The following is a 1,163-nucleotide window of genomic DNA, read 5'->3' as shown; positions in this document are numbered from 1 at the left end:
CGGCTGCTCAGGCAGCCGGGGCGGTGGCTTTCCCCGTCCTCCCGCGGCGCTACCATGTTTACGCAGACATGGAGGAGGAGCGCATGGGGCAGGACCCGACGCCGGACGGCACCGCCCGGGGCAGGACGCGGCCGCCGTCGCAGGCCGACGTCGCGGCCCTCGCCGGGGTCTCCTCGCAGACCGTCTCCCGGGTCGCCAACAACCGCAGCAACGTCGAACCCGAGACCCGCGACCGGGTGCTCTCCGCGATGCGGGTGCTCGGCTACCAGCGCAACAGCGCCGCCCGGGCGCTCACCCTCGGCCGCTTCCACGTCCTGGGCGTGGTCACCTTCGACGTCACCGCCCAGGGCAACGCCCGCACCCTGGCCGCGATCTCGCGCGCCGCCCAGCGCGCCGGGTACTCGCTGAACGTGGTCTGCGTCGAGGACCAGACCGAACGCGCCGTGCAGCAGGCCGTCCGCCAGCTCACCGACCAGGCCGTGGACGGACTGGTGGTGATCGAGGCGCAGATCCTGGACCGGCCCGGCTTCTCGGTCACCTCCGGCGTCCCGGTGGTGGTCGCCGACGGAGACCCGGAGCGCCGCTTCCCCTCGGTCGACACCGACCAGGCGGCCGGCGCCACCGCCGCCACCCGCCACCTGCTCGGCCTCGGCCACCGCACCGTCTGGCACCTCGGCGGCCCGCAGGACTCCTACGCCGCCCGCCGCCGCGCCGCCGCCTGGCACGCCGCGCTGAAGGTCGCCGGCGCGCCCGTCCCCCCGCTCCGGTACGGCGACTGGACGGCCGAGGACGGCTACCGGATCGGCCGCGAACTGGCCGCCCGCCCCGACGTCACCGCGGTGTTCGCCGCCAACGACCACCTGGCGCTCGGCCTGGTCCGCGCCCTGCACGAGGCCGGCCGCCGCGTCCCCGAGGACGTCAGCGTGGTCGGCTTCGACGACCTGCCCGAGGCCGCCTACTACCTGCCGCCGCTGACCACCGTCCGGCAGGACTTCGAGGAGGTCGGCCGGCAGTGCGTGGCCCGCCTGCTCGACCGGATCGACGACCCCGACGCGGCCGGGGACGCACCGGTCGTGGTGGCCCCCGAACTGGTGCTGCGGGCCAGCACCGCGCCCCCGCCGGCCCCGCGCGACTGAACGGCGACGGCGGGCACCACCCGGAGG

The 1,163-nt window shown here is 76.4% G+C and carries 1 protein-coding gene; it reads left to right on the top strand.

What is annotated here, in order from left to right; all coding sequences use genetic code 11:
• The first annotated feature begins 83 nt into the window (after positions 1 to 83).
• Positions 84 to 1,136 (top strand): LacI family DNA-binding transcriptional regulator, encoded by a 1,053-nt coding sequence (locus ACFUEL_RS39845; protein ID WP_380243134.1) that lies wholly within the window; start codon positions 84 to 86, stop codon positions 1,134 to 1,136.
• Positions 1,137 to 1,163: the final 27 nt, after the last annotated feature.

It is taken from the genome of Kitasatospora sp. NPDC057198 (assembly GCF_042670125.1).
Classification (GTDB): domain Bacteria; phylum Actinomycetota; class Actinomycetes; order Streptomycetales; family Streptomycetaceae; genus Kitasatospora.
This window is presented reverse-complemented; position numbering and strand designations above follow the sequence as displayed.